The sequence below is a fragment of the Pumilibacter intestinalis genome (genome assembly GCF_943193005.1).
In the GTDB taxonomy this organism is placed as follows: Bacteria; Bacillota; Clostridia; order Christensenellales; family Pumilibacteraceae; genus Pumilibacter; species Pumilibacter intestinalis.
This window is the reverse complement of record NZ_CALPCH010000027.1, coordinates 1-23,039: the sequence shown is the minus strand read 5'-3', so window position 1 is coordinate 23,039 and position 23,039 is coordinate 1. Positions and strand designations below refer to the sequence as shown.

The window sequence follows — 23,039 nt, the reverse complement described above, 5'->3', positions numbered from 1 at the left end:
AACAAAATTATCAAAAGAAGAATGTTCTACTGCATACGACATTATTATTAAAATTGAAAATTAAATTTCAATTTATCTTTGTAATAATGTGTAGTTAAAAGCACTCGATCATTTTTTTCGAGTGCTTTTTTCATAATCTGAAAACGTATCAATAAAAAACTTGGTTTTTTAATTCCCTATGGGAAGTGCACGTTTGTGTGCCGCTTTTTGCATTGCGGTTTTCATGTCATTGCGAGGGTGCTTGCGCCCGTGGCAATCCCATACATGGAGCAGGAAAAGTTGCTACACCTTTCTCATGGCTGAGATTGCCGCGCTCGTTTCACTCGCTCGCAATGACAAGGGCATACCGCGGGGGATTGCCGCGCTCGCGTTGCTTGCTCGCAATGACAACGCCCGCCCGTCATTGCGAGGGCATTTATGCCCGTGGCAATCCCATACATGGAACAAGTAAAGTTGCTATACCTTTCTCATGACTGAGATTGCCGCGCTCGTTGCACTCGCTCGCAATGACAAGGGCATACCGTAGGGGATTGCCGCGCTCGTTTCACTCGCTCGCAATGACAAGGGCATACCGCGGGGGATTGCCGCGCTCGCGTTGCTCGCTCGCAATGACGGGCGGGGCGACATTACGCTAGCAATGACGGATAATTTTACGCCCGCGTGAGGTCGAAAACCTTTTTGAGTCCCAATGAGTCGAGTTTTTCGGCGAGCTTTTTGCTTGCGCCGCCGCCCCAGCCGAAAGTGCCGAAGAGCGAATATTCTATTACGGGCGGTTTGAGAGCTTCTATTTCGGCAATAAGCGTGCTAATGTGCGGCGTGGGGAAGCCGTTGTATGTGGGCGAGCCTATGCAAACGTGTTTGCTTGTGGCGAGCGACGCCATTACGTTGCTTAAGGGGTCTTTGCGCAGGTCGAAGGTGCGGATATCCGAGTAGCTTTTGTTCAGTTCGTCCGCCGCTTCTTTCGCGCGTTGCGCCGTGCCGCCCCACATGGAGTCGAACACGAGAGTTGCGGCGGTTTGCGCGTTGCCGCAAAGCTCGGTGTATAGGTTTATAATATCGGGGATATGCTTTGTCCAAATCACGCCGTGCGAGGGCGCGATTGTTTTTATGGGCAGGCTCGCCGCCGCTTGCAATGCTTTAAGGGTGGGCGCACGGTAGGGCATAACTATGTTTGCAAAGTAGTGAGTTGCCTCCTCGAGAGCGGCTTTTAAGTCGCAAAGCGTATCTATCGCTTCGCTTGCGGCGTAATGCTGTCCGAACGCGTCGTTGCTGAAAAGTATTTGCTCGCTCGGCAGATAAGTCACCATGTTGTCGGGCCAGTGCACCATGGGCGTTGCGAGGAACTTGTATATTCTGCCGCCTATGGTTATTTCGTCGCCGCTTTTCACCGTTTGGGCGTTGCATACTCCGTACATGGAGCAAAGAAACTTGCTTGCCGCGGCTGTGGCGTAAATTACGGGGTTGCACGCTTTGAGAACCTCGGGCAACGCGCTCGAGTGGTCGGGTTCGGTGTGGTTTATTATCACGGCTTCTATGTTGCTCGGCTCGGTCACCGAAGATATGCGCTCCATAAGTTGACTTGCGCACTCATTGAGCACGGTGTCTATAAGCGTATATTTGCCGTTGTTTCCGCGCAAGAGGTAGGCGTTATACGTTACGCCGCGGCTAACGCTGTAGCCGTGAAATTCGGCGCGGTCTTTTTGCGCCGCGCCCACGGCGTATATGCCGTCTTGTATCTGTAATGCTTTGGTTTGAGAAATGCCGTTTGCCATAAAAAACTCCTCGGGTGAAATTTGCTTAATAAGTATAAGCCGTTTTTGTGCGCCGTGTCAAGTCTAACGGACAAGCTCGCGATAAATTATAATAATTGCGGGCAACGGGGAAAAGCCCCCGAAATGCGCAAATCGAGCCAAAAACGCCTTAAAATTGTGAATTTCGAATAAAATCGGGCTATTTTCGGCGGAATTTCGCCGTATACGGTTGACATAATTTATTAGCGATTATATAATATAATAAGCGGCGGATACTGTACGTTTGTTTTTTGCTTGCGCCGCACTAAATTGAGGAAACTTGCAACGTAATGAGTTTTTATATAGCCGGAACGGGGAGCGCGCTTCCGCGCAAAGTCGTTACCAACGACGACCTCGGCAAAATCATGGACACCAACGACGAGTGGATACGCACTCGAACGGGGATACGGGAGCGGCGTGTGCTCACAAACGAGACTCTCACCGAACTCACCGAAGCGGCGGGCGGACAAGCTCTCGCCGACGCGGGACTTAAGCCCGAAGAAATCGACCTTGTTTTATGCGCTACCATGCGCGGGGATATGATAACGCCGTCGCAGGCGTGCCTTACGGCGGAAAAGTTGGGCATAGTCGCGCCTTGTTTCGATATAAACGCGGCGTGCTCGGCTATGCTTTATTCTTTCGAGATTGCCGACGCTTTCATATCCACGGGCAGGGCGAACAACGTGCTCGTTCTTGCATGCGAGGCTATGAGCCGTCAGCTCGACTGGACCGACCGCAGTTCGTGCATACTGTTCGGCGACGGCGCGGCGGCGGTTGTGCTCAAAAAGGGTGAGGGTCTGATTGCTCAAACCATGGTTTGCGAGCCTGCCCGCACGATATACAACTGCGCTTACGACGGAGCGAGTCCCTTCTCCACGGTGGAAAACCGCAAAGTGGGGCTTGTGATGGACGGCAAGGAAACTTACAAGTTTGCGGTGAACGTAATGCTCGCCCAAATGGAAAAGGTGCTTGAAAAGGCGGGGCTTACCATGGACGATATAGACTACGTTTTGCCGCACCAAGCCAACATACGCATAATAGACGCGGCGAAGAAACGCTTCGGAATAGAGGACGGAAAGGTTCTCACCAACATAGACTCGTACGGAAACATGTCGGCAACGAGCATACCGGTGCTACTCGACGAAAACGCGAAAGCGGGCAAATTCAAGAAGGGCGACAAACTTTTGCTTGTTGCTTTCGGCGCGGGCATGACCGCCGCCGCCGCCGTGTGCGTTTGGAGCAAGTAAACAATTTTATTATGTAACAATCGTCGGTAAAACGACTTTTGATAAAACCCAACAAAAAAATAATAAACGAGAGGTACTTACAATGGAAACTATCAAGACTTTGGCTGAAATCGTGAACGACTACAAGGGCGAACAACTCGAGGTAAACGAAAACACTACTTTCGAAGACCTCGGCTTCGACTCTCTCGATAAAGTTGACCTGATGATGCAGGTTGAAGAAAAATTCGAAGTTACGCTCGGCGACGACCTCGTCGTTACCACTATCGGCGAACTTGCCGCCAAGATAGACGAGCTGAAGAAATAAATGAAAAGAGCTTTTTTGTTTGCGGGGCAGGGAGCGCAAGTGCCGGGAATGGCGTGCGAGCTTACCTCTCCGCGCGTGAAGGAGCTGTTTGAAGCCGCCGAAAGCGTGCGCCCCGGACTTAGGGCGCTAATTGAGAGCGGCACACCCGAAGAACTGAGCCGAACCGTGAACACGCAGCCCGCGATGTTCGCGGCGGATTTGGCTTACGCGATAGCGGAAGAGGAGAAGAGCGGCGCGCCATGTGCGGCGTGCGGTTTTTCGGTGGGCGAAATTCCCGCGCTCACTTACGCGGGTGCGCTCGCGCTCGAAGACGGATTGCGTATTATAATGAAGCGCGCCGAGCTTATGGAAAAAGTATGCTCGCGCGCGGGCGGCGCAATGATTGCCGCCGTGGGGTTGAGCCCCGAGCAGGCGGAACAGGCGGCGGGCGAGTGCGGAGCATGGGCGGCGAACTACAACGCGCCCAAGCAAACGGTGATTGCCGTTCGCGCCGAAAACGAAGCCGCTTTGTTGCAAAAAATAACCGAAATGAAGGGGCGCGGCATAAAACTCAAAGTGTCGGGCGCGTTTCACTGTCCGCTTCTCGGCGACGCGGCGAAGGAATTCCGCGAGTTTTTGGGCGGATTTGTTTTCCGTAAACCCGAAATTCCCGTATACGCAAATCTTACGGCTTTGCCTTACGGCGAGGGCGACGAAGCCGCCGACTTGCTTGCGAAGCAGATGTGTTCGCCCGTGCGCTTTACGCAGACGGTGCAAAACATGCTTGCCGCGGGCATAGAGGAGTTTGCCGAGGTAGGACCCGGCAAAGTGCTCACGGGCTTGGTTGCGAAGATACGCGGTTAGGTTTATGTGTATGGGATTGCCGCGCGGCTACGCCGCTCGCAATGACGGGTTTCCGATGTTCTAATTGTCATTGCGAGGAGGGCAAAGCCCGACGAAGCAATCCCAAACATGAGAAAAATTACATACTACAACATTTTATATAGGTGAAAATATGGACAGTATATTAAAGGGTAAAACGGTTGTTGTAACCGGAGCGGTGCGCGGCATAGGACTTGCCATTGCCGAACTTTGCGCTCAAAAAGGCGCGAATATCGCCATACCTTACGTATTTGTAGACCCCGCGCCCGCGCTGGAAAAGTTGCGCGCAATGGGCGTTAAAGCCGAAGCGTACGAGTGCAACGTGGCGGATTTCAACAAGACCAAAGAGGTGTGCGACAAGATAATCGCCGATTTCGGTGCGGTTGACGCGCTCGTAAACAATGCGGGCATCACGGCGGACAAGCTGATTTTGCGCATGACCGAGGAGGATTTCGACAAGGTAATAGCCGTTAACCTCAAGGGCGCGTTCAATATGACAAAGCACCTCACGCAGAATTTCATGCGTAATCGCGGCGGCGCGATAGTAAACATATCGAGCGTGGTGGGGCTTATGGGAAACGCGGGGCAAGCCAACTATTCGGCGAGCAAGGCGGGACTCATAGGACTTACCAAAACGGTTGCCCGCGAACTTTCTTCGCGCGGGGTAACGTGCAACGCGGTTGCGCCCGGCTTTATCGCCACGGCAATGACCGACGCGCTCACCCCCGAGCAACAGGACGCAATCAAAAAGCAGATACCGCTCGGATTTATAGGCAATCCCGACGACGTGGCGAAAGCCGTAGTGTTCTTCCTCGAAAACCGTTACGTAACGGGCGAGGTGATAAAAGTTGACGGAGGAATGTATATATAATATGGTAAAACGCGTAGCCGTGACGGGACTGGGCGTTATATCGCCCGTAGGCAACGATAAAGAGAGCGCATGGAAAGCTCTTAAAGAGGGCAAGAACGGAATTTCTCGCGTTACAAAGTTCGACGCGACCGACTTTAAGGCTACTCTTGCCGCCGAGGTTAAAGATTTCGACCCGCTTTTATATATGGCGAAGAGCGATTTGCGCAAAAACGACTTATACACGCAGTACGCGGTTGCGGCGGCGACTCAAGCCGTGGAAGACAGCGGCATTGCGGGCAAAGTGGATTCGGAGCGTTTGGGCGTATACGTGGGCAGCGGCATAGGCGGCATATCCACCATGATGACCGAGCACTCCAAACTTTTGGAAGGCGGATACAGAAAAGTAAGCCCGTTCTTTGTTCCCATGATGATTTCCAACATGGCTACGGGCACTATAGCCATAAAATTCAAGGCTTGCGGACCTACGCTTCCCATAGTTACGGCGTGCGCCACGAGCAGTAACAGCATAGGCGAAGCGTATCGCGCGATTAAGCACGGCTACGCCGACGCGGTAATAGCGGGCGGAAGCGAAGCGGCGGTAAATCCGCTTGCTTACGGCGGATTTATAAACTGCATGGCTCTTTCGCAGGCTACCGACCCGAACTCTGCGAGCATACCTTTCGACAAGCGCAGAGCGGGTTTTGTAATGGGCGAGGGCAGCGTTGTGCTCGTTCTCGAAGAATACGAACACGCGGTTGCCCGCGGCGCGAAAATTTACGCCGAAATGACGGGTTACGGCAACACCGACGACGCGCACCACATCACCGCGCCCGACCCCGAAGCTACTCAGTCGGCTCGCGCCATACGTTTGGCTATGGAGGAGAGCGGAATTAAGGGCGGCGACGGCGTTTACGTTAACGCGCACGGCACCGGCACGCCGCTTAACGACAAGACCGAAACCGTTGCCATAAAAAAGGCGTTCGGCGAAGAAGAAGCCAAAAAAGTAAAAGTAAGCTCCACAAAGAGCATGACGGGTCATATGCTGGGCGCGGCGGGCGCAATGGAAGCGTTTGCTTCCGTTATGGCGTTGCGCGAGGGCATAATCCCGCCCACCATAAACTATCTCGAGCCCGACCCCGAGTGCGATTTGTTCGTAACTCCCAACAAAGCGATGAAAGCCGATATTAAATTCGCGCTTTCTTCGTCGCTCGGGTTCGGCGGACACAACGCTTGCCTTGCGTTCAAAAAGGAGTGAAAATGGATATAAAAGTTATCAAAACTTTGATGAATATGTTCGAAAATTCGGGACTCGGCGAGTTGGAGGTCGAATCGGGCGACGGCGCGGACAAACTGCGCGTTACGCTCAAGAAGAACTCGGGCACTGCGTTCGTTACCGCGCCCGTAGCCGTTACCGAAGTTGCGCCCGCGTCGCTTCCCGCGCAAAAAGCGGAAGCCGCGCCGCTCAAAGCCGAAACCGGTCCGAGCGACGGCGTTCTCGATTACAACCTTGTGGAAGAAATAAAATCGCCCATGGTGGGCGTGTTCTATTCCGCGCCCTCGCCCGATTCCGAGCCGTTCGTATCGAAGGGCAGTAAGGTTAAAAAGGGCGACACGCTTTGCATAATAGAGGCGATGAAGCTCATGAACGAGGTTATTGCCGAGCGCGACGGGGAAATAGTGGAAATACTCGCCAATTCGGGCGAATTGGTGGAATTCGGACAAACGCTGTTCAGAATTTTCTGAGGTAAGAATGTTTACTAAAATACTTATTGCCAACCGCGGAGAAGTGGCGGTTCGCATAATTCGCGCCTGTAAAGAAATGGGCATATCCACCGTTGCGGTATTCAGCGAAGCAGACCGCGACGGTCTTTGGGTATCGCTTGCGGACGAGGCGTATTGCATAGGTCCGGCGTTTTTGAAAGACAGCTATCTCAACATGACGGCTATTATAGACGTTGCCGTGGCAACGGGCGCACAGGCGGTGCATCCCGGCTACGGCTTACTAAGCGAAAACGCGCGGTTTGCCGAGCTGTGCGGTCAGTGCGGCATAAAGTTTATCGGTCCCGACTACAAAGTTATAAACGCCATGGGCAACAAAGACGAGGCGCGGCGCACCATGCGCAAGGCGGGCGTGCCCGTAGTGCCCGGCATGGACGCCATAACCGACGTTGACGAGGCGTTGAAAGTGGCGAGAGAGATAGGCTATCCCGTAATAGTGAAGGCGAGCGCGGGCGGCGGCGGCAGGGGCATACGCATTGTGGAAACGGAGGAAGAACTTCCCAAAGCCATAAACATAGCCTCGAGCGAAGCGGCGGGTGCGTTCGGAAACGGCGAAGTTTATCTCGAAAAATATCTTACGCACGTAAAGCACGTTGAGGTGCAGCTTTTGTGCGACGAGCACGGCAACATAGTTACGCTCGGCGAGCGCGACTGCTCCGTTCAGCGCAAAAATCAGAAGATAATAGAGGAAAGCCCTTGCGCCACTTTGCCCGACGCGGTGCGCAAGAAGATGTTTGCCGCGGCTCGCAAAGCCGCCGAAACGGTGGGTTACACAAGCGCGGGCACGGTGGAATTTTTATACGACGGCAAAGACAAGTTTTACTTTATGGAGATGAACACCCGCTTGCAGGTGGAACATCCCGTAACCGAATACGTTTCGGGCGTGGACCTTGTGAAATGGCAGATAAGAATTGCGGCGGGAGTCGCGCTCGAAATTCAGCAGACCGACGTCAGGCTTTCGGGTTGCGCCATAGAGTGCCGCATAAACAGCGAGGACGTGAAGAACAATTTTCGCCCCTCTTGCGGAACGATATCGCTTTTGCATATTCCGGGCGGACCGTGGGTGCGCTTCGATACGGCGATATATCAGGGCTACACGATTCCGCCCTATTACGACTCCATGATAGGCAAACTTATAGTGTACGCTCGCGACCGCAAAGAGGCGATACGCAAGCTCAACGCCGCGCTGTGCGAACTTGTGGTGGAGGGCGTGAACTACAATGCCGAACTCGGATGCGACATACTTTCGGAACGGGAATTCGACGACGGCACGTATTGCACCGATTTCATGCAGACTCACAAGTTTTAGAAAGATAGTTTTTTAAGGATACAAAAATGGGATTTGAAGATACCATACGGAAAATATTCTTCCGTAAACCCAAAAACGCGCTCGAGGGAGGGGCGGACGGCAACAAGCCCGCGGTGCCCGAAAAAGTGTCGGTGCGGTGCGATAAATGCCGCGCCATACTCATATCGAGCGAACTTGATAACAATATGAAAGTGTGCCCCAAATGCGGGTATCATTTTAAGATAGGCGCGCGCGAAAGACTTATCGCGCTGTGCGACGACGGCGAGTTTACCGAAATGTTTGCCGACGTTGTTGCCGAAAGCGGCGACGATTTCCCCGGTTACGCACAAAAGCTCGATAAGGCGAGGGCGGAAAGCGGCGAAATAGAGGGCGTAATTGCGGGCGTGGGCAAAATAAACGGCATATACACGGCAATGTTCGCCATAGACTATAGATTTATAATGGGCAGTATGGGCTATGCCGTGGGCGAGCGCATAACGCGCATATTCGAATATGCCACGTTGCACCGCTATCCCGTGGTGGGCTTTGCTCTCTCGGGCGGCGCACGCATGCAAGAGGGCATAACCTCGCTCATGCAAATGGCGAAAACGAGCGCGGCGGTGGGGCGTCATAACGACGCGGGATTGCTTTATATCTCGGTGCTCACAAACCCCACAACGGGCGGAGTTTCGGCTTCGTTCGCCTTTCTCGGCGATATCATAGTAGCCGAGCCGGACGCGCTTATAGGTTTTGCCGGTCCGCGCGTGATAGAGCAGACCACGCGGCAAAAGTTGCCCGCGGGTTTCCAACGCGCCGAATTTTTACAGCAAAAGGGATACGTAGACTTAATAGTAAAGCGCGGCGATATGAAGAGCAAGCTCGGCGAGATTATCGCGTTGCACACGGGAGGTAACGACTGATGGCACCCAAGCAGGCAAACAAACAGGCGGCGACTCCCGCGGAGAAAAAGGAGCTTACGCCCTACGATATAGTAACAATGAGCCGCGACAAAAACCGTCCTACGGCTGTGCGTTATATAAACGGCATAGTGGAAGGGTTCATAGAACTTAAGGGCGACAGAGGCTTTGCCGACGACGCGGCGATAGTGGGCGGCATAGGGCGCATATGCGGCATGCCCGTAACCGTAATAGGCATAGAAAAGGGCGTTGACACCGCCGACAAGATAAAGCACAATTTCGGCGGCGCGGCGCCCGAGGGATACCGCAAGGCGTTAAGACTCATGAAACAGGCGGAAAAGTTTCACAGACCCGTGCTCAATTTTGTGGATACGTCGGGCGCGGCGTGCGGCATAGGCGCGGAAGAACGCGGCGAAGCCGAAGCCATAGCGGTGAATTTGCGCGAAATGGCGGGGCTCAAAACGCCCATACTCAGCATATTTATAGGAGAGGGCGGAAGCGGCGGCGCACTCGGACTTGCGGTTGCCGACGAGGTTTGGATGACCGAAACTTCCACCTATTCGGTTATTTCGCCCGAGGGGTGCGCTTCTATACTCTATAAAGACGCGTCGAAGGTGCGCGAGGCGGCGGCGGCTCTCAAACTTACCGCGCCCGACCTTCTCGCAAAGCACGCGGTTGAGCGGGTGATAGAAGAAAACGGCTTTTCGGAAGAGTATTTCGCGGGGCTTAAAAAAGACGTGTACGAGTTTTTCTCGGCAAAAAAAGCCGAGCCTACGGACTCGCTCGTTAAAAAGCGTTACGAGCGTTTCAGAGCGTTTTGAGTTTTTGCATAAAGAAAGTTACATTGCATACGAGGTAGCAGTTATATGATAACTATAGTGACCGATACGTCGGTAGGGTATTCGCGAGCGGAACTGGAGAGCCGCGGAGTGAAACTCGTGAGTCTTGCATATCTTATAAGCGGAATACCGCACAGCGAACAGCCGCGCGGCGAAAACGGCAATTACGCCGAAAAGATGCGCGGAAAGCTGCTCAAAACGAGTCAGCCCACGCCTATCGCTTTTTCGCGCGTGTTCGAGGAGCTTACCGAAAACGACGGCGAGGTGCTTTGCATCACGCTTTCGAGCGCACTGAGCGGCACTTACTCGAGCGCGGTTAAAGCCGCCGAGCCGTTCGGAACGAGCGTTCGCGTAATAAATTCGGGAACGGTGAGTTGCGGACTGCACTTACTCGTAGACGAAGCCGTTAACATGCTTGTGTGCGGCATGGGACTTGACGAAATATGCAATAATCTCGCGCAGATAAAGAACAAAGTGAGCACGGTGTTCTCGGTGGACTCGCTCGAGCCTTTGAGAAAGGGCGGCAGGCTCGTTCTCAGTAAGTCGGCTAACACCACGCTCAACATGCGCCCCATACTCACTTGCATAGACAACATAAAACTCATAAGCAACGCCCGCGGCGTAAAGCAGAGGGTGGACGCTCTCGTGTCGGCAGTGCCCGATAACGCCCGCCGCATATTCGTAATGAAAAGCGAGGGGGCGGACACCTCGCGGGTGGAAGCCGCGCTTTCGGCGCGTTTCCCGCACGTTAAGATACATTTGCGCGACGTAGGACCGGTAATATCGGTGCACGTGGGCGAAGGCGCAATGGGAATATCATATATAAGCAGATAAGGACGGTAACATGGATTTTTCCGAAAGTAAATGGATATGGGCAGACGACAACACCGTAAAGCGCGACCGAGTAATATTCCGCCGCGCTTTTACTCTCGATAAGCCGCCTAAATCGGCGACATTGGACGTCTGCGTTTTCGACAGGGCGAATATTTACGTAAACGGCGAGCCTGTGGCAATCGGCGCAAGCGGTTGCCGCTCTTTCGATATAACCAAAAAGCTCTCTAAGGGCAACAACGTGCTCGGGTTCGACTGCACGTATTACGGCGAGCCTGCAAACGGTTACGAGCCGCCCGAGTCGAGCGGGCTCATAGTTTCTTGCAAAGAGCTCGCAATATACTCCGATAAGTCGTTCGTGGTGCACCGCCCTTTTGCCGAGGACTGCGGAGAGCCGCGCCCGAGCGGCAGATATTGGGGGTTTGACTGCTACACCGACGGCGGCAGGGGCGAACTCGGCGACGTGTTCGAAGCCGAATACGGCTCTACGCTTTTCTCGCCCGCAACGGAGCACGGCGAAGGCGGCGTAATATTCGAAGAAAATTCGCAAACGGGACTCGTATACGAAAAGACGGTGCGAGCCAAAAAGTTCGCTAAGAGCACCGAGGGCGTAATTCACACGTATGAGTTCGATTTGGGCGAGGAAAAAATATTTTGCCCCGTTTTGGAACTCATGGCAATGGGCACGGAGCGTATCGAAATCAAGACCGACCGCTATACCTCGCTCGGAAAATGGGGCGACGACGGCGAGTACACGGGCACGCGCGGCGTTTACATCTGCCGCAACGGCACGCAAAAGTACACATGCCCCGTTCCCATGCACGGAAGCAAAGTAACGGTAATCGCGCCCGCCACCGTAACGGTGCGTTCGCTCGACCTCATGTTTGCGGCGTATCCCGTGCGCAGGGTTTTGCACTATTCGGGCGACCGCAACATAGAAACCCTGCTCGATAAGTGCGACAACACCATGCGGGCGTGCATGGACGGCGGCATGCTCAACAACTCCGACCGCGACCGCGGGTGCGACCTGTTCGCGCTGTCGGTGTTTGCGCGAGCCGCGCTCGTAACATACGACGACTCCGTTTTGCCGCTCGTTCGCGCCGCTATACTCGGGGCTGTGCCCGAAAACGGCGCGCTCGAAAATTTTGCCCGCGGACCGTTTGCCTATGAAGACGTGATATCGTCTTTGACTTTCTGCTCGCGTTTGGGCGCGGTTGCGGCGTATTACATGCGCACCGCCGACGTACAACTTTTGACCGAAATATACGAGGCTTTGTGCTCCTATCTCATGCGCTGGGAATTCGGCTACGACGGACTTGTTTCCCGACTTAAAGAGGGAGAGCGAGCCGACGCGGGCTACAACTGCGACCCGCAACTAATCGAAATATGCCTGTACTATTCCGCCGCTTCCTTTTTGGCGGAGGTTGCGGGCGATATCGCGAATTTCGAGCACGAGGGCGAACTGCGCCGCCGCGCCGACCTCATACTCACGGCGTTTGGCGCAAAATATTACAAGGGCGGCTATTTCTCGTCGGGCGAAATCTGCGACGAACGCGCCAACGCTTTGGCTGTGCTGTGCGGCTTGGCGGGCGATAAGTCGGCGGAGATTGCAGACGCGCTCGCCTCTTGCAACAACGCTTCGCCCGCATACGAGGGCTTTGTGATAGACGCTCTCGCCGCCGTGGGGCGCACCGCGCAGGCGAAAGACAGGCTCGTGCGCCGCTCGCTCGGCTTTATAGAGAGCGAGTCGCCCGTGCTTCCCGAATATTTTTACCGCGCAGGCTCTGCGTGCAGCGTTTCTTCGGTATCGCTGCTTTGCGGATTTATAGGCGGCGTGCTCGGAGTGAATTACTCCGCTTGCCGCAAAGCGAGCATAATTCCGCCCGCGGATTGCGGCGACTTTAAGGCTGAAATCGCATTCGGCGACGATTGCCTGCGCCTTTCTTGCAAACGCGGCGTTATCTCCGCCGACAATAGCTCCGGCTGCTTCGCCGAACTTTACGAAAACGGCGAAACTTTCATACTGGAAAAAGGCAAGAAAAAACGCATAGAAGAGTAAACTTTATTACCGATAAATGTTAAAATATTGAAATACGTTCAGATATATAACTATTTTGCAATCGTTATATCTTATGGAGAATTTATGAATGTAATTGTCGAACGTATCGAAGAACTCAGAAAAAAGAAGGGTTGGTCAAAGTACGACCTTGCCAAATTTTCGGGCATAACCACAAATACCGTATACGGTTGGACTCGCAAAGACTCTATGCCGTCGTTGTCGAATTTGGAATTGATTTGCGAAACGATGTGTATTACTTTGGAGCAGTTTTTTTGCGGGGTGGGTAGCAAAAAAGCGGCGACGGAAGAGAATGAAATTTTGCAAGAGTGGTTTTTGTTGTCTGATTTGGAAAAAGAAGCGGTGCTCAAAATGATTGAAACTTTCAAGATACTCAAGAGGAAATAAAATAATGGACAAAGACGTTATTTTATAGGCATAGAGGATTGGAAAAATTTCAAAAAAGCGGTAGTAGCAAATAGCAAGTATGCTTTTATTGTTTATGATTTACGCTTGACAAAACCGTGAAATGAGTGTACACTGTATATAAGGAAATTAGCAGGTCGATTTCGCAGTCCCCTTAAATTGCCCCAATTGATTTCCAATCTATAAGGAGGTAAGGAGCGAGTAATGGCTGACAAGATTTTGACTTGCAAAGACTGTAACAAAGAGTTTACGTTTACCGAAGGCGAACAGGCGTTTTATGCGGAAAAAGGTTTCACCAACGAACCCGCACGTTGCCCGGAGTGCCGCAAGGCACGCAAGGCGGCGCGTAGAAACGGCGAGCAACGCAACGCTTAAAGTATAGGCGACGAGAGAGCCGACTTCGAAATATCGAGGTCGGCTTTTTGCGTGTCGGCAAATGCGCAGGAGTAAAAAATTTTGTTATTGCGGGCAGTTGACCGAATGGAAATATTGATGTATAATATATACTGACCGCATATTTTGTTGCGAGTCGGAAAAATCAAATCTTTCGGAGGTTTTATGAAATCAAACACCAAAAGTCCATTGCGTGTAGCGGTAGTATTTCTTCTTGCCGCCGTACTCGTTTTGGGAACGAAACTTGCGTTTTCGGCAAACGCGAACGCCGCAGACTCGGCGAACGTGGGCGAAACGTATTATTACGAAGAGCTTAAAAACAGCGATATGGCGCAACGCCTATACCGCGCTATAAACGACATGACGGAGAACGCGAACTTTGCTTCCGGCATGCTCGAATACGACTTGATTGGCAGCGGTGCGCTCACCGAAGAAGAGGTGAGGAAATACGTAGACTCTTCTTCGCCGCGCGTACCCGTTGCGCTCGGAGCGGCACGCGACGCCTTTTATATGGATAATCCGGATTTGTTCTGGCTTGACTCCTACAAACTGTATCTCAGCGCGGGCATGCAAAACGGCGTGTACGCGGCGTATCTCGGAACGGGCAATTTCGAAAACTACTACGTAGACAACACCGTTAAAAGCGCGTCCGAGGTGAAAACGGCTACGGAAAAATACAACGCCGCGCTCGAAAAGGCGGTTGCCGAGGTAAAGAAAGCGGGTAACGACCCCGTTGCGCTTGTGAAAGCCGCAAACAAGTACATAGCCGAAAAAACCGAATACGACTACGGCGCGCGCAAAAACGCGCAGGGCGGAGTGGATTACGACGGTTACGTGAACACGGCTTACGGCTCTCTCGTGAACGGCAAGGCGCTTTGCGGCGGTTACGCTCGCGCCTTTAAGGCGATAATGGACGAACTTTCGATACCCTGCACTCTCGTACAGGGCAGTGCGTATTCGGGCGTTGCCGCAGAGGGTACCGCGGGCTACGAAGCTCACATGTGGAACGCCGTGAAAATAGGCGGGCACTGGTACGGAGTGGACGTTACTTACAACAGCTCCTCATTGAATATAGACAGATACACCCTTGTGGGCGAAGAATTCTTATCGCAAAATCATTACGCCGACGGAGTTATATCTTCTTCGGGTTTCGAACTCAAATATCCCGCTCTTCGCGCGTTGAACTACGGCGTTAACGAGGACGCGAGCGGCTTCGAATTCAAAGACGAAGGCAATATAGGCGATAAAAAGTTTGGCTACGTTGATGTGAATAATAAGAAAGTACTGTATTTGGGTATATCTTACGAAGGAAAAAACGCCGACGATTTGCGAAAAGAGGGAAAATATCTCGTTTTGCGCTATATAAAAGAAGACGGAACAACTTCGCTTTGGTTCAATGAGAATTCTTTCTTGAACGCGAATAGCGGTACTTACAACGAGTGCGTAGGCAAATACTTATATTTTTATGCTAAACCCGACGTATTCATGGTGCAGTTTGCAATTGTGGATATAGCGGGCGAGCAAAACAATTTCTTGTTCGACGAGGCAACTTTTAATCAACACGTAATTGCAACGAGTTCCGTATACGCCAACAACGCATATAAAACTTTTAAGGCTTCCCCTTACGCAAAGAAAATAGTTCCTTACGAAACGGGCGTGATATGGTCGTTCGATAAGATGGACGTTATGTTCGAATACAACGAGAAACTCATTCCCGCAAACGAGCAGGATTTAACCGACGATTTCAAAGTTCAAATCGCGGTAAACGGCAATAGCGGCGATATGAGCAAAACCACCAAAATCGAAAACGTAAAGTGGGACGCGGAGAAAAACACGCTTTCGTTCACCTTTACTCCCGACGCGTCTTACGCTCACAATTTCGATACTTACACTTTCGTGCCCACAAATCTTGTGGGAAAAGACAGCAACAAAACGCCCGAGCCTGCGGGGTATTACACATTCAAGCGCAAGCAGGTTGTTTGCCCCAAGGTGTTTAACGACGGCAGACTTTACATGCAAGTATACGGTCATCCCAAATTCGTGGGAGCGGAAGACCTTTCCACCGAGGGCTTCAAAGACAAGAACGGCAAGCCGATTGTGGGCAACCAACGCAGTCAGATGATGCTCGTGGTTGACGAACCCGGCAAAGACAAGAGCGAGACCATGGAAAACACTTTGCTCGGCAACACGGAAATCGGCGTTAACAAAACCGATATAAAGAGCAGTTCCACTTACGAAATAGACTTGCAACTTTGCGGCGTGGTGCAAAAAGTGCCCACAGGCAGTTATATGCAAGTAGGTTTCGGGTTCCCCGAAGGTTACGGACCCAACAAGGACGTTACGTTCACCGTTTATCACTACAAACTCAACGACGAAGGCGTTATAATCGGAGTGGAAAAAGTTCCCTGCGTTATAACCGAATACGGCATAATCGCCACGGTAAACAGCTTCAGTCCGTTTATGGTTTGCGCCTTGGACGGCAAGAACGCGGATACGGGCGTGCGCAGTATTTACGCGAGCGTGGAGGGCAAAGGCGGCTCTATAAGCGAAACCTCGGTAAAACAGCTTGTTTCGGGGCAGACGGTTACGTATAAAATCACTCCCGATGAGGGATACGAAATAGGGCGCGTAATGCTCGGCGACACGGACAAGAAAACGTCCGTAAACGAAAACGGAGAGATAACGCTCGGATACGACGATATCTCGGCGAACAGTACTCTCGAAATTTCGTTCGTGGCGAAACGCGTGGCTACCGAACGCGCAAACATCGGCTTTGTGGTTGCGAGTCCCCGTTTGGTGGTAAGCTCCGAAGATATGATTGTTGCGGTTGAGCACAAAGTGGGAGAGTTGCCCGAAGAAGAAAGCAACACGGCTCTCGTGGTTACGCTCATAATAGTGTTCGTGCTTATCGCGGGCGCGGCGGCGTTCCTCGTTTGGTATTTCCTCCGCAAGAAAGACGGCGGCAAAGGCAAGCCTTCTTCTGACAAAAACGGCGGCGCAAAACGCGCGGAGTCGCAACAGAGTCGCGCGTCGGCTTCCGTGCGCCCCGCAATGGCTACGGCAACCGCGACGGCGACTCAAAGACCCGCAACTGCGGCAACTCAAAGACCCGCAACTGCGGCAACCCGCCCCGCAACCGCGGCTCAAAGACCTGCCGCAACCGCAACTCAAAGACCTGCCGCAACCGCAACTCAAAGACCTGCCGCGACGGCGGCTCAAAGACCCGCAACTGCGGCAACCCGCCCCGCGCCCCGTCAGTCGGCGGTTGCGCCCAAAAAACCCGACGGTAAAAAATAATGAAAAACAAGAGAATTATAGAATACGTTCCGTTTTTTTGCATGTTGCCGCTAAGCGCGGTATCGCTGTGCGTTTATCTGCTTGTGTATCGCGAGAGCGAATTTTTCCGCATACTGCAAGTTGCGGGCGCGCCGCTAATCGCGCTCATAATCCCTTTGCTTAACCTTATATGCCGCGTGCGCATACCGTTTGCGCTCAACGTAGCCGTAACGGGCTTTGCGTTTTTCGCCATGAACTTGGCGGCGGTGTATTTGTACAGAGTTTTTCCGCACTGCGATAAAATACTGCACACGCTGTTCGGCATAGTGGGCGGCTTGGGAATGTTTATACTTCTCTTGTACGGCAAGGGCGAAAAGCTCAAGCCCTGGTGCTTTTTCGTGCTAATCATGCTCGGAGTGCTCGGCATGGCGGCGCTGTGGGAAATATACGAGTACGCGGCGAGCGCGTTGCTCGGAGCCGACCTGCAACGCTGGATGCCCGACATGAACGCGGTGGGAGATATGACCGTGAACGAGTTTATAAAGTCTTACAGTCCGCTGTGGGACACCATGTGGGATATGATAGTCGCGATATTCGGAGTTGTTCTCTTTTACGTTCTCGTGCTTGCGGATAAACTGTGCGGATATAAAGTTTGCAAAAGCATATACCGCCAAGTAAACGCGGGCAAATCGGAAGAAAAGGAATAACGTATAAGCTCTGAAATAAAGGGCGCGTTCGGTTTAATGAGCGCGTCCTTTTTGTGTGAAAAATAACAGTATGCGAAAACGCTTGCATAGGTTGAAAATATGTAGTATAATTGTATTCGGTGGAGATTGGCAAACGTCGATTTGCGCTTCGCCAATATGCGAAAACTGAAAAGGAGTAATTCAATTATGGAAACTTTCGGCATCGAAAAGTACGGCATCACAAGTCCCAAGAGCGTTAACCGCAACTTAAGCCCCGCGGTTTTAACCGAAACCGCGCTTAAGACGGAAAAGGCACGCCTTACCGACAAAGGCGCGTTGCTCATAGAAACGGGCAAATACACGGGCAGAAGCCCCAAAGACCGTTTTATTGCGGACGAACCGGGCATAACCGACGAAATCAACTGGGGCGCGGAAAACAAAAAAATCGAGCCGGAAAAGTTTGAAAGAATATACGGCAAAGTTGCCGCGTATTTATCCAACCGCGATATTTACGTGTTCGACGGATTTGCGGGCGCAGACCCCAAGTTCCGCATAAGCGTGCGCGTTATAAACGAGTTCGCGTCGCAAAACCTCTTTATGCACGATATGCTCATTCGCCCCACGGACAAAGAGCTTAAGAACTACAAAGAAGATTTCACCGTGATTTGCGCGCCCGGGCTTAAGCTCGACGCCGAGAAAGAGGGCGTGAACAGCGAGGCGGCAATACTCGTATCGTTTACCAAAAAGCTCGTTATTATAGCGGGCAGCAAGTACTGCGGCGAAATGAAGAAGTCGGTGTTCAGCGTTATGAACTACCTTCTTCCCAAGAAAGGCGTGCTCGGCATGCACTGCTCCGCCAACATGGCGCAAGACGGAAGCGGCAACACCGCGCTGTTCTTCGGGCTTTCGGGCACGGGTAAAACCACGCTTTCGGCAGACCCCAACCGCGGACTTATAGGCGACGACGAGCACGGCTGGGGCGACGACGGCATATTCAACATAGAGGGCGGTTGCTACGCAAAGTGCATAGACCTTTCCGCCGAGAAAGAGCCCGAAATATTCGGAGCTATCCGCCACGGCGCGGTTATGGAAAACGTGGTGGTTGACGAAGCTACCCGCGTTCCCGATTTCACCGATAAATCGCTTACCGAAAACACCCGCGTGGCTTACCCCATAAACTTTATACCCAATGCCGTTATACCCGGCGTGGGCGGACACCCCAACACCGTTATCTTCCTTACCGCCGACGCTTACGGCGTGTTGCCGCCCGTTAGCAAACTTACCGACGAGCAGGCAATGTATTATTTCGTTTCGGGCTACACGAGCAAAGTTGCGGGCACGGAACGCGGCATTACCGACCCCGTTTGCACCTTCTCCACCTGCTTCGGTTCGCCGTTCTTGCCGCTTCGCTCGAGCGTGTACGCCGAACTTTTGGGCGAGAAGATACGCAAGCACGGTTCGGACGTTTACCTTATAAACACCGGCTGGACGGGCGGAGCTTACGGAGTGGGCAAGCGCATGTCGCTTCCCGCAACCCGCGCGATAGTAACCGCCGCGCTCAACGGCTCGCTTGCCAAAGTCGAATACGAAACCGAGCCTTTCTTCGGTTTGGCTGTTCCCAAGTCTTGCCCCGGAGTGGAAGCCGAGATACTCAATCCCAAAAACGTATGGAAAGACAAGAAGGAATACGACCGTCTTGCCAAAAAACTTGCGGGAGAGTTCGTGCAGAATTTCAAGAAATACGACCACATGCCCGCCAACATCGTTAACGCGGGACCCAAAGCGTAGTTGTCATTGCGAGGCATACGGTTTACGCTGTCATTGCGAGGGTGCTTGCACCCGAAGCAATCCCATTCATGAGAAAAGCTCCGCCCCGCATTAGGGCGGGGCTTTTTTTATTCCTCACATGCCGCACATTAAAAATACTTGTAAAATCGCAACCGTTGTGCTATACTTATAACCTAATGCTCCAACTTTCCGACGTAAAATACGTATATAACGCGGGCGCGGAGGACGAAAAGACCGCGCTCGGAGGAGTTTCGCTCTCGGTTAAAGAGGGCGAATTCGTCGCGCTCGTAGGGCACAACGGAAGCGGCAAGTCCACGCTCGCCAAACTTTTCAACGGGCTTATTCTGCCCACCGAAGGCAGTGTGCGCGTGAGAGGAATGGACACCGCCGACAAAAAAAACCTGTTTGATATCCGTAAGACCGTGGGCGTGGTGTTTCAAAATCCCGACAATCAAATGGTGGCGTCTATTATAGAGGACGACGTTGCGTTCGGGCCGGAAAACCTCGGACTGCCGAGCGCGGAAATAAGCGAGCGCGTGCAGTGGGCGCTCGAGAGCGTAGGCATGCAAGACCACCGCCGCGGAACGCCTTTTCGGCTCTCCGGCGGGCAGAAACAGCGCATTGCCATAGCGGGAGTGCTCGCAATAAAGCCGCGCGTAATGGTGCTTGACGAGAGCACCGCCATGCTCGACCCCATAGGGCGCGAAGAGGTTATGAAAGTGATTACCCGTCTTAACCGCGAAGAGCACATGACGGTAATTATGATAACCCACTTTATGGAGGAAGCCGCGCTTGCCGACCGCATAATAGTTATGCGCAACGGGCTTGTTGCCGGCGAGGGCGGAAAGGAGATATTTTCAAACCGCGAGCTTATAGAGAGCGCGGGTTTGGAGCTTCCGCTCGCGGCGCGGGTTGCCATGCGCTTGAGAGAAAAGGGACTTAAAATAGACGGCGATATTACGTTGCCCGAGGAGCTTGTAGACGCGCTATGCCGATAAAGATAACCGACTTGAATTACGTGTACAGCGCGGGCACGCCTTTTGCAAAACACGCGCTGAAGAACATAAACCTCGAAATTCCCGACGGCGAATTTTGGGGCGTGATAGGGCACACGGGCAGCGGCAAATCCACGCTGTTCGCGCACTTGAACGCGCTCACGAGAATACAGAGCGGCACTATAGAGATAGACGAGTTCAGACTCGTAGGCAACGGCGGCAAAAAGCCCAAGCGCAAGCACAGACCCGATTACAAGGCTTTACGAGCACGTGTGGGCATGGTTTTTCAATATCCCGAATATCAGCTGTTTGCCGAAACGGTGCGCGAGGACGTGGCGTTCGGCGCGAAAAACATAGGCATAAAGGGCGATGAGCTCGATACTCGGGTTAAGTCCGCAATAGAGATGGTAGGACTCGATTACGCCGACGTGGCGGAGCGCAGTCCGTTCGACCTGTCGGGCGGGCAAAAGCGCAGAGTCGCGCTTGCGGGCGTGCTTGCCATGCACCCCAAAATTTTGGTGCTCGACGAACCCACGGCGGGGCTCGACCCGCGCGGCAAACGCGATATACTCAATCTCATTACGGAGATTAAGTCCGCGCTTTGCCCCACGGTAATTATGATATCGCACAACATGGACGAGGTTGCCGAATACTGCGACAAAATAGCGGTTATGGCAAACGGCGAACTCAAGTTCGTGAGCACGCCGCGCGAACTGTTTTCGCGCGCGGATACGCTCGAAGAACTGCACATAGAAACTCCGTGCGTAACCGCGCTTGCACGCGAACTTAACGGGCGCGGACTTAATGTGAGCGTTGCCGCTCTCACCGAAGACGAGCTTGTGGAGGAGATACTGCGGGCGAAGGGGGCTAACGCATGAAAGACGTCAGCTTCGGTCAGTATTATCCCGTAGAGAGCCCTGTGCACCGTTTGGACCCGAGAGTAAAACTGCTTTCGGTGGTGCTCTACATCGTGGGGATATTCTTTATTCAAAAATTCATCGGCTTTGCCGTGGTTGCCCTGTTTTTGCTCGTTGCGATTGCTTGCAGCCGAGTTCCGCTTATGAAAGTGTTGCGCTCGGTGCGGGCGGTGCTGTTTTTGGTGCTGTTCACCGCGATAATAAGCGTGCTGTTTTATTCGGGCGGGGGCGAAGAACCGCTTTGGGCGTGGGGCATAATTAAGATTTACAAGGGCGGACTTTTGAGCGCGGCTCGCATGGCTTTGCGCCTTGTGTTTCTCGTGCTCGGACCGAGTTTGCTCACGCTCACCACAACGCCCGTGGAGCTTACCGACGGGCTCGAAAGCCTGCTCAAGCCGCTTGCGCTCATTAAACTGCCCGTGCACGAGCTTGCCATAATAATGAGCATTGCGCTTCGGCTCATTCCCACGCTCACCGAAGAAACCGAAAAAATCATGAACGCGCAAAAAGCGCGTTGCGCCGATTTCGACACGGGAAATATTTTTAAGCGCGCAAAGTCGCTCATACCCATACTTATACCGCTGTTCGTAAGCTCGTTCAGGCGAGCCGACGAGCTTGCCGACGCCATGGACTCGCGGTGTTATCGCGGCGCGAAAGGGCGCACCCGCATGCGCGTGCTCAAATTGCGTTTCAGAGATTTCGTTGCGGCGTTCGTAATGCTCGCGCTTTTTTTCGTGATACTCGTGTTGCGATACAATTGGTTCGGTTTGGGATTTATAAATCTGCTCGTATGAAAAACTATCTTCTCACGGTTTCATATTGCGGCGCGGCGTACTCGGGTTGGCAAACTCAGAAAAACGCCGTTACCGTTCAGCAAACGCTCGAAGACGCGCTCGCAAAACTTACAGGGCGCGAAATAAGCGTTACGGCTTCGGGGCGCACCGACGAGGGAGTGCACGCGCTCGGGCAAGTCGTTTCTTTTTCATGCGATACGAGCGTGCCCGCCGAAAAGTTCGCCGCGGCTCTCAACACCTTTTTGCCGCCCGATATTCGCGCGGTGAATTGCCGCGAAGTGCCCGAGGGCTTTTGCGCCCGCCGCAGTGCCAAGCGCAAAACCTACGTTTACCGCATGTATTTGAGCGACAGGGAATTGCCGCACGCCGACGGTTTTGCGCTCAGGCTGGAAAGCCCGCTCGATACCGAACTTTTGCAAAAGGCGTGCAAACTCGTTGAGGGCACGCACGATTTCGTTGCGTTCAGGTGCGTGGGCTCGTCGGCGGTAACAACGGTGCGCACCGTATATTCTTGCTCTATTGCGCGTTATCCCGCCGCGGGCATTATGCCCGAAACTTACGAACTCACCGTTTGCGGCAACGGCTTTTTATACAAAACCGTGCGGCTCGTTACGGGCGCGCTACTCGCTCTGAACTGCGGAAAAATCACGCTTGCCGATTTTGCTTCGGCACTGGGCGGCAACGAAAACGCAATAAGAAAAGTGCCCGCGCCGAGCAAAGGACTCACGCTATTGAAAGTGGAGTATTGAGAATAGGGGCGGGAGTTGAGCCTTTTGGCGTCAAAAGGCTCGCGAAAACCGCAAAGGGGCAAGACACTTTCGGTTGTGTCTTTCCCCTTTGAACCCCTTTTCCGCAACGATAAGGGCGTTGCCCTTAACCCACACGCTTACGCGTAGAGGTTTTAATACACGAGTTTGAAGCTGAGTTTCCAAATAATGTCATTGCGAGCGAGTACGCTCTACGCCCCCCGATTTATCCTTCGATACTTGCCGCTCTTCGTAA

General features: G+C 52.9%; 21 protein-coding genes. 20 read left to right on the top strand and 1 reads right to left on the bottom strand.

Annotated elements, in window-relative coordinates:
* Positions 1-650 precede the first annotated feature (650 nt).
* Positions 651-1,772: an FprA family A-type flavoprotein gene (locus NFR55_RS09815; RefSeq protein WP_251548586.1), complete on the bottom strand. Its 1,122-nt coding sequence runs from the start codon at positions 1,770-1,772 to the stop codon at positions 651-653.
* A gap of 308 nt (positions 1,773-2,080) precedes the next feature.
* Here NFR55_RS09815 and NFR55_RS09810 point away from each other — a divergent pair, with 308 nt between their 5' ends.
* From NFR55_RS09810 to truA, 20 genes are all read left to right on the top strand, one after another.
* Positions 2,081-3,037, top strand: coding sequence for a beta-ketoacyl-ACP synthase III (locus tag NFR55_RS09810; protein WP_251548584.1), 957 nt, complete (start codon positions 2,081-2,083; stop codon positions 3,035-3,037).
* 82 nt (positions 3,038-3,119) lie between these two features.
* Positions 3,120-3,341 carry an acyl carrier protein gene (locus tag NFR55_RS09805; RefSeq protein WP_251548582.1) on the top strand — a complete coding sequence of 74 codons (222 nt, stop codon included), beginning with the start codon at positions 3,120-3,122 and terminating at the stop codon, positions 3,339-3,341.
* The gene (locus NFR55_RS09800; RefSeq protein ID WP_251548580.1) at positions 3,342-4,184 is read left to right on the top strand and encodes an ACP S-malonyltransferase; all 843 of its coding nucleotides are present in this window, start codon (positions 3,342-3,344) and stop codon (positions 4,182-4,184) included. It abuts the gene before it with no gap.
* A 151-nt stretch (positions 4,185-4,335) separates the two neighbouring features.
* The gene (gene fabG, locus NFR55_RS09795) at positions 4,336-5,073 is read left to right on the top strand and encodes a 3-oxoacyl-[acyl-carrier-protein] reductase (RefSeq protein WP_338052328.1); all 738 of its coding nucleotides are present in this window, start codon (positions 4,336-4,338) and stop codon (positions 5,071-5,073) included.
* A gap of 1 nt (position 5,074) precedes the next feature.
* On the top strand, positions 5,075-6,307 hold the full coding sequence (gene fabF, locus NFR55_RS09790; protein WP_251548578.1) for a beta-ketoacyl-ACP synthase II: 1,233 nt from the start codon (positions 5,075-5,077) through the stop codon (positions 6,305-6,307).
* A 2-nt stretch (positions 6,308-6,309) separates the two neighbouring features.
* Positions 6,310-6,795: an acetyl-CoA carboxylase biotin carboxyl carrier protein gene (gene accB, locus NFR55_RS09785; protein ID WP_251548576.1), complete on the top strand. Its 486-nt coding sequence runs from the start codon at positions 6,310-6,312 to the stop codon at positions 6,793-6,795.
* Between the two features lie 7 nt (positions 6,796-6,802).
* The gene (accC, locus tag NFR55_RS09780; protein WP_251548574.1) at positions 6,803-8,140 is read left to right on the top strand and encodes an acetyl-CoA carboxylase biotin carboxylase subunit; all 1,338 of its coding nucleotides are present in this window, start codon (positions 6,803-6,805) and stop codon (positions 8,138-8,140) included.
* Positions 8,141-8,166: 26 nt separating this feature from the next.
* Entirely contained in the window at positions 8,167-9,039 is an 873-nt protein-coding gene (accD, locus tag NFR55_RS09775; RefSeq protein WP_251548572.1) for an acetyl-CoA carboxylase, carboxyltransferase subunit beta, read from the top strand.
* Entirely contained in the window at positions 9,039-9,857 is an 819-nt protein-coding gene (gene accA, locus NFR55_RS09770; RefSeq protein WP_251548570.1) for a carboxyltransferase subunit alpha, read from the top strand. The genes accD and accA overlap by 1 nt, the downstream gene beginning before the upstream one ends.
* A gap of 45 nt (positions 9,858-9,902) precedes the next feature.
* Positions 9,903-10,709: a DegV family protein gene (locus NFR55_RS09765; RefSeq protein ID WP_251548568.1), complete on the top strand. Its 807-nt coding sequence runs from the start codon at positions 9,903-9,905 to the stop codon at positions 10,707-10,709.
* A 10-nt stretch (positions 10,710-10,719) separates the two neighbouring features.
* A complete protein-coding gene (locus NFR55_RS09760) occupies positions 10,720-12,765 on the top strand; it encodes a glucosidase family protein (RefSeq protein WP_251548567.1) in 2,046 nt (681 codons plus the stop codon).
* Positions 12,766-12,849: 84 nt separating this feature from the next.
* Positions 12,850-13,170, top strand: a complete 321-nt coding sequence (locus NFR55_RS09755) for a helix-turn-helix domain-containing protein (RefSeq protein WP_251548566.1) — start codon at positions 12,850-12,852, stop codon at positions 13,168-13,170.
* A 222-nt stretch (positions 13,171-13,392) separates the two neighbouring features.
* Complete coding sequence (locus NFR55_RS09750) at positions 13,393-13,563, top strand: zinc-ribbon domain-containing protein (RefSeq protein WP_251548565.1); 171 nt, start codon at positions 13,393-13,395, stop codon at positions 13,561-13,563.
* 183 nt (positions 13,564-13,746) lie between these two features.
* A complete protein-coding gene (locus NFR55_RS09745) occupies positions 13,747-16,878 on the top strand; it encodes a transglutaminase domain-containing protein (RefSeq protein WP_251548564.1) in 3,132 nt (1,043 codons plus the stop codon).
* Positions 16,878-17,564 carry a DUF2238 domain-containing protein gene (locus NFR55_RS09740; RefSeq protein WP_251548563.1) on the top strand — a complete coding sequence of 229 codons (687 nt, stop codon included), beginning with the start codon at positions 16,878-16,880 and terminating at the stop codon, positions 17,562-17,564. Before NFR55_RS09745 ends, NFR55_RS09740 begins: the two co-directional genes overlap by 1 nt.
* 186 nt (positions 17,565-17,750) lie before the next feature.
* Complete coding sequence (gene pckA / locus NFR55_RS09735; protein WP_251548562.1) at positions 17,751-19,331, top strand: phosphoenolpyruvate carboxykinase (ATP); 1,581 nt, start codon at positions 17,751-17,753, stop codon at positions 19,329-19,331.
* 176 nt (positions 19,332-19,507) lie between these two features.
* Positions 19,508-20,329: an energy-coupling factor transporter ATPase gene (locus NFR55_RS09730; protein WP_251548561.1), complete on the top strand. Its 822-nt coding sequence runs from the start codon at positions 19,508-19,510 to the stop codon at positions 20,327-20,329.
* Positions 20,320-21,204 carry an energy-coupling factor transporter ATPase gene (locus tag NFR55_RS09725; RefSeq protein WP_251548560.1) on the top strand — a complete coding sequence of 295 codons (885 nt, stop codon included), beginning with the start codon at positions 20,320-20,322 and terminating at the stop codon, positions 21,202-21,204. Before NFR55_RS09730 ends, NFR55_RS09725 begins: the two co-directional genes overlap by 10 nt.
* Entirely contained in the window at positions 21,201-22,037 is an 837-nt protein-coding gene (locus NFR55_RS09720; protein WP_251548559.1) for an energy-coupling factor transporter transmembrane component T family protein, read from the top strand. Before NFR55_RS09725 ends, NFR55_RS09720 begins: the two co-directional genes overlap by 4 nt.
* On the top strand, positions 22,034-22,786 hold the full coding sequence (truA, locus tag NFR55_RS09715) for a tRNA pseudouridine(38-40) synthase TruA (protein WP_251548558.1): 753 nt from the start codon (positions 22,034-22,036) through the stop codon (positions 22,784-22,786). Before NFR55_RS09720 ends, truA begins: the two co-directional genes overlap by 4 nt.
* Positions 22,787-23,039 lie beyond the last annotated feature (253 nt).